This is a genomic window from Methylomonas rivi (assembly GCF_024505165.1).
GTDB lineage: Bacteria > Pseudomonadota > Gammaproteobacteria > Methylococcales > Methylomonadaceae > Methylomonas > Methylomonas rivi.
In genome coordinates, this window is the sequence record NZ_JANIBK010000184.1 from 1 (window position 1) to 6,232 (window position 6,232).

7 protein-coding genes are annotated in these 6,232 nt (G+C 50.0%); 2 read left to right on the forward strand and 5 right to left on the reverse strand.

What is annotated here, in order from left to right:
- A partial coding sequence (locus NP596_RS19180; protein ID WP_256617014.1) for a conjugal transfer protein TraG N-terminal domain-containing protein occupies positions 1 to 3,023 on the forward strand: 3,023 nt, incomplete at its 5' end.
- A 22-nt stretch (positions 3,024 to 3,045) separates the two neighbouring features.
- Here NP596_RS19180 and NP596_RS19185 read toward each other — a convergent pair.
- The 5 genes from NP596_RS19185 to NP596_RS19210 form a co-directional block, all read right to left on the reverse strand.
- The gene (locus tag NP596_RS19185; RefSeq protein ID WP_256617015.1) at positions 3,046 to 3,636 is read right to left on the reverse strand and encodes a hypothetical protein; all 591 of its coding nucleotides are present in this window, start codon (positions 3,634 to 3,636) and stop codon (positions 3,046 to 3,048) included.
- 122 nt (positions 3,637 to 3,758) lie between these two features.
- Positions 3,759 to 4,235 (reverse strand): PIN domain-containing protein, encoded by a 477-nt coding sequence (locus NP596_RS19190; RefSeq protein WP_256617016.1) that lies wholly within the window; start codon positions 4,233 to 4,235, stop codon positions 3,759 to 3,761.
- 18 nt (positions 4,236 to 4,253) lie between these two features.
- Positions 4,254 to 4,598: a UPF0175 family protein gene (locus NP596_RS19195; RefSeq protein WP_064007906.1), complete on the reverse strand. Its 345-nt coding sequence runs from the start codon at positions 4,596 to 4,598 to the stop codon at positions 4,254 to 4,256.
- 680 nt (positions 4,599 to 5,278) lie between these two features.
- Complete coding sequence (locus NP596_RS19205) at positions 5,279 to 5,590, reverse strand: flagellar transcriptional regulator FlhD (protein ID WP_256617017.1); 312 nt, start codon at positions 5,588 to 5,590, stop codon at positions 5,279 to 5,281.
- A gap of 18 nt (positions 5,591 to 5,608) precedes the next feature.
- A complete protein-coding gene (locus tag NP596_RS19210; RefSeq protein WP_256617018.1) occupies positions 5,609 to 6,085 on the reverse strand; it encodes a lysozyme family protein in 477 nt (158 codons plus the stop codon).
- Here NP596_RS19210 and NP596_RS19215 point away from each other — a divergent pair.
- The coding region (locus NP596_RS19215; protein WP_256617019.1) for an ArsR family transcriptional regulator at positions 6,085 to 6,232 on the forward strand (148 nt) is incomplete at its 3' end. The two genes, NP596_RS19210 and NP596_RS19215, sit on opposite strands and share 1 nt — an antisense overlap.

Below are 6,232 nucleotides of genomic sequence, written 5' to 3' on the forward strand. Positions count from 1 at the left end.
ATCAGGATTTGCTGTTAGCGTATGTGTTGTGGTTGATGCTGTATGCGCCTTCGGTTCGGGTGTCGATCGAGGATGCCTATACTGGCAGTGTAGTGGTGATCGAAAATGTGCCGTTGGGGCCGGCCGTGGTCGGTAGTGTGATGTCGAATATGGGCTATCGGACTACACGGTTGTTCGAACAAGGCTTTGGCACACCGTCGATGACCGGCAATGGCTTTGCCGATAGTTTGCAGACGTTGACCGCAGTACGGAAGAATCTATTGTCTCGAGTGAATCTAGGCGCGGCTAACGTGCCGAATGCCGGCAGCGACATGGAAACTTCGTTTGCCAATTACGTGCGGGAATGTACTTTGACAGGTGTCGATCTGAATCAAAAATCGGTGGATGCGATTTTGCGCGACCCTGACCCGATGAATGCAATCCGCTTTGACTCTGACATCTACATGACCGAAATCTATGTGGGTGGTCAACCGCAAACCAAAACTTGCACGGACGCCTGGGCCGATTTGGGCGTGGTGGCCAACGGCAACTTCAGTACCGCGCTGGAAGGCTTACTGCAGCAGACTTTGGGTGTCCCGGCGGCAGCGGATACTGTTCCAAAAATCCAGGATGCTTTCGATGCACTGGCCGGCCCCGGTGTCATCGATGCCGCCGATTACATGTTGATGTCGGCGATTATGCCGATGTTCGAGAAAGGCGTCATCGGCCGGCATGAAGACGGCTTACACTGGAACAAGGCGGCGATGGTCGAACAAGCGATTCAGCAACGCAATACCCAATGGGCCGCAGAGCAAACCCTGTTTGCCAAGATCGTCCGGCCGATGATGGCTTTCATCGAAGGCTTGAGTTATGCCATTGCACCGATCATGGCCTTTGTGGTGATGCTGGGCAATGTCGGTATCCGGATGAACATCGGCTATTTTTCCATGTTGCTGTGGATCCAGTTGTGGATGCCGATACTGGCGGTGATCAATTTGTTCATCCAGATGTCGGCCGCCGGCAAAATGGCGGCCCTGACCACGGCCACCTACAATCTGCCGTCGATGATGGGCATTTACCAGCTTGATATGGAATTGCAGCAATGGCTGTCGATCGGCGGCATGCTGGCGGCGTCGACGCCGGCCATTACCTTGATGCTGATCTACCGCGGTGCGGTGACGGCGACGCATTTCCTTGGAAGGATGGACGGCGGCGATTACGTGAACGAAAAAATCACCACGCCCGATGTGATAAGTCCGGCGCCGGTCTTGAATGCCCAATCGCAGCATCAATACAGTCCGTTGTCGGCGGTCACCCAAACTGGCGTCGACAAAGTGCTACCCACATTTACCGCCGGCAAGGACATGAGTGCGGCAGTATCGTCGGCTTATAGCGCTTCTGAACAAGCCACCAGTAGTTTCATGCACAGTGTCTCATCAACGGCGTCGAAGTCGGCCAGCATCACTAACGATGCCTTTGACAGTCGCTCATTGGGCAATCAAATTACCAGCAGTTCTAGTTATACCGATGCCTATAACCGCCAATTCGGTGAAGCCTTTGCCAAGAAGCATGCCGATACCGGTATTTCCGCCGATCAGTTCTCGGCGTTGGTGGCCGGCAGTGCCAATGCCGGCGCCAAGCTCGGTAACGACCAACTCAGCGGTGCGATCTCCGGCCGCTTGCAGAACGATTTCAAAGTCAGTCAGGACAAGTCCGACGCCATCGCCGCCGACATCAGTCAAACTGTTAACGACAGTCAGGGCTATCAGGCTGGGTTGGCGAAAAGCTTGGCAATGGATGCGCAAACCGGCACCCGAAACGTCGCCTCAATGGGACTGCAAAATCAATCGTTGTCATCACTGCAACACAGCGCAACCGATGCGGTATCCGCCAGCGAATCCTATCAACAAACCCTATCGGCCCAACAACGCTTCGGGACACAAGCCACCTTTGGAGCGGCGGAAACGGGATACAAAATCGCTCACGATCCTGGCTTGATGGAACGTCTGGATCGTGTACTAGATCAATACGGCTTGCGCGGAGATACGCAACGACTGGCATCGCAGTGGAAAGCGGCGGGTTGGATCAGCGATGCCGATCAAGCCTATGCCGCTGCCGGTATGTCGTTATTGACCGGTTTTTCGTCACCCAGTTACCGCACCCTAGATGATCAACAATCGCACCAGGCACAAATATCGGGTTATCAACTGTTGGGCGATGCCTTTAATGCACCGCAAGCCGATCAAACCTTGAATGCCAGCCAGAACGAATCGCTGAAGGCCAATGCACCGGAAACTGGCAAGGTTCAGACATCAGTCGAACAGGCTCAGCTTAAAGACCCACGGGCTGAAACCGAATCGCTAAATCAACGAGCACGGGCACAGATTGGTTCAGCGACGGGAAAAATTGCCGGTGGCGAAGCCCGTGTCGAAGCGCACCATGATCGTAATCTGGCTGAGCGAGAACAAAACTCACGAGAGGGTTTTGGGCAATTGGCAAATGTCAAAGCGGAGCACTTTAGGCAATCCATTGCGGCTGCGGCCAATGAAACGCCTTCTGCTGCAGAGGCAACATACAATTACTTAGGCGGGAGTATTTACAATACTGCAAAGAATATCGAGGCGGCAGGCGTCGCTGGAAACGAGTATGTAAAACAATTTAATGAACATTATGAAGAAGCTAGAGCGAAAAATGTTGGTATCTGGGATTCAATAAAATCCGCTGCATCGTTTTCCTATCCAGGTTTTAAACAAGTGACGGATTCTTGGGTAGATCAACGAATGACTGAAGTGGCCGAGAGTCTCACCCCAAGTCAGCAAGCCTATTATCGCGCAGCAATGTTCGAGGCATTCGCTGGGTTCGATGTGGCGGGATCTAATCAAGGTGCTCTTGATGGGCTAAAACAGCGATTGATTGATGAAGAAGGCGAACAGAACGGAAACAATATCGCCAAATTACTGATTAGCGCCGTTGGTCAAAACAGAGCAGATTTAGTCAATCAGATTGGAAACTACAATCGGGCGCTCGGTAGAATTAATTACTAAACGGCCTCAATGATTTGAAGAATCACAGGGCCTGTAATAGCCTCGAGATTGTCGCACGAAGCAATAAAGCCATGAAAAATCCGCCAGCATAGCCAAGAAGGCTCGAGTTTTGTATGGCGGCTATAGCTACCAATGCGATTAATGAAGCCCAATAGAAGTTGCTTTCATGAGAGAGTTTTACTGCTGTAAACTCAATGCTTTGGTAAAGCAACTCGGCCAAACAAGTTACACCAAAAATTACAGCTGCATAAAAAACGTATAGTCCTATTGGGTCGGGTAGTTTTAGCCAATCACCCAGAGAAAGTAACGCTATACATCCAAGTGTAATTAATGTCGTTATCTTTAAAACGGTCAATGATAATTTCTGATTTTCACCTCCCGTTAAAAACCGTTTGAAGCCGCTCGGAAACCGCGCAAACGTTGAACCACAAAATGGGCAAATCGATTTTGTTGGTTGTCCGTAATAGGTAATGACGCGCGGCACCATGATGCGGTGGCATTCAGGACAATCGACAGTTGCATGACGACCATTAAACATTGAGTGATTGGATTGAGATTGAATCGACTGGCTGGGGCGTTTGAACCGATCTGAGAGCGATGACTGTGTCGGCATAGTATTCTCCATGCTTAAAGCGTTTTGATAATCCTATCGCGAATGAGCTAACGTTCCAAGTCGGTTTTTAAATCAAAGCCATTTTTTTAGGGCAAAGAAAAATGGCCTGCATAACGGCTGGATTACTCGCCGACACTCGCCAGAATTTTGTTGATTACCGTAGCCGAAATTCGAAAATCCGAACGGTGCAAAACTTCAAAAGCTGCTCGAGCCGACACAATCAAACCTCGTTTCTTGGCTAGGCCAATGACAGCGGCCGTACCGACGACCTGCAGTTGATATTCTTTGGCCACTGCCCGGCCGGCACGTTCGTCCATGATCAGCAAATAGTTTTCGGGTGACGATAGCGCGATGTTGATGCAATCCGTTTCACCAGCGTCCAGATCAATGTCCAAACAAGGCGTGATGGATTCATGCCATACCGTTAACCAACCCGAATCGAATGCATGAGCCAGCGATTGTTCACCCGGCGCCGATTTGCCCGGTAACACTTCTTGTTTCACCGATTTGGGTACGAAAATCTGGCCAAATAACTGGGGCAGCCAGATTAAACCCTCCACCAACGCCAGTCCGATCAATGGATTGGCATCGACAATCACTTGTTTGACTATCAGCGTTCAGGCTTGGTTTAGCCACTGGTCCAGGGTATCCAAATCGTCCTCAACTTCGTCGGCCGTTTGATCGATGACGGGAATGCCCAGACGCGAGACGTGTGTAATAAAACTGGCCAAAGGGATGTCGGCCAGTTTGGCGGATCGGGCAAGTGACAAGTTACCGTCTTTAAAAAGGGCAGTTGCCAAGGCTTTACGCACACCCGGCATACCAATGATTTTGGCGGATTTGAGGCCAACCATCACGGCATCCGGTTCGTTTCTATTCATGACCAGAACCATATCCTCGTGAGCCATACGCAACGCTTCGCTAGGGTTGTTCTTTAGACCGCTGACATTCACTGTTTTCATAGGAAGATTGAATGGGTGGATTATAGTCCTCTGAATTGAAATGGGTGCATAAAGTTATCTCCCTGGATGATGAGCTGCCCGGATAATGAATCGCCCCAAATGCGGCCACGACAACGCTGTTTTTAGGATCAATTCTTAGGTAATCATTCTGGTCTTAGGGATTTGGTTTAGCACGCACATTTGACAGATCTGCGGGTATTTGCAGCCATGAATGATTAGATAGGGCGTATGGCAGGTCGTACAGTAAGGCAATTCGGCAAGTCCGTCTCTCAGTGCTTCGGTGATAATCCAGGCTTCATCGAAATTTGCTGGCCGTATGCGGCCAAACGGTCGGCGTTCTTGAATATGGCTTGGATAGAATGCACAAAAAGTATCCCAGGCAAACACTAGGGCGTTTAGGTCCATTTCGGCGGAGATAGCACTTGAGCAAGCGCTTCGATAGATTGATGCAAATAGCGCCATGTAAAGAAACGACTCACGTGACTGTGGCATTGCTAGGATGCTAGGGACTAGGCCAGCGACCGGACTTTCTCCGTGTAGGGAAAAGTAGAGATTACATAAGTCTTTCTGTCGAAGGGTTTTGATGACCCGGCCGGCAAATTTTGTGCGTAATCTTCGTTTCAGCAATTGATAAGCCCAATACTGATCTTTAAGCCGAGTAGCAAATGGGCAATGGTTGCTCATGACTCAGGTGGGTGGGCAGACAAGAGCATCAGAAGGTCGATGGTTCGTGCGTCGAGTGCATTGGGATCTTCATTTTTTTCGACGTTTAGAAATTTGCTCCATTTATGAGGATTGAAACGGGGGACAAAGGTCAGGCAATCACTTCTAGCCAAGCTTTTTAATTGTGCGAGTGGCATCTTTCGGAGTAACGAAACCGCTTCGGTCGTTAAGCCTAAGCAGAACATGGCTTTCTGTTCGCTGCCGGAAAAAATTAAGGATTGAGCGACAATGAGGTAGTCGAGATTGAGTTTGTAGAGATTATCATCCATTCTGCAATCCTCGATTGGCTAAAGAATTGCGCGAATTTGATTTGCCAGGGCAATAACTTTCCGTCCGTACTGGATGGCTGCCGGCTCATTTTTCCAACTGAAATATCGACCTATGCCATGTGCAAGATTGCCAGGCACTGATTGGATGGCCTCGGAGAGTACACTTGCACCGATTTCGAGATTGGTGCTTGGTATCAAGAGTTGCTCTGGTTTCGCAACACGGTGGCCATGCCACCGAAGATTGACTTGCATCATGCCAACGTCGATATTGCGTTTACCTTGATCCATCAATTGATTGAGCAATGCTTCGGCTTCCTGCTGGCTGCCAGGAATATAGGCGTTGCCAGCGTTATTGATGGCCCAGGGCGAGGGTATGACTTTATTCTGGTCATCGTTTTTTCGCGATTCGGTGAGCGCAACTGTTAACCGGCGTGCAAAACTTTCCACGGTCCTGGGGAAAAGGGCGTTGAAAAGTTTCCACCCCAGGTTGTTCAATGACCGGCTTTTTGCCGGAGAATCCTGGAGTGATAGACGTGGAAGACGTTGCCGAAATTCGGCGGTTGCATTTTGTGGAGAAAGCGACCGTCAGCGAGTTGGCCAAACAATTCAAATTATCCCGCCCCACCATCCGTAAACATCTCA

Coding starts and splice junctions, on each gene's coding strand:
- NP596_RS19185 (WP_256617015.1), bottom strand. CDS start 3,636: ATGCCGACACAGTCATCGCTCTCAGATCGGTTCAAACGCCCCAGCCAG.
- NP596_RS19195 (WP_064007906.1), bottom strand. CDS start 4,598: ATGAAAACAGTGAATGTCAGCGGTCTAAAGAACAACCCTAGCGAAGCG.
- NP596_RS19205 (WP_256617017.1), bottom strand. CDS start 5,590: ATGGATGATAATCTCTACAAACTCAATCTCGACTACCTCATTGTCGCT.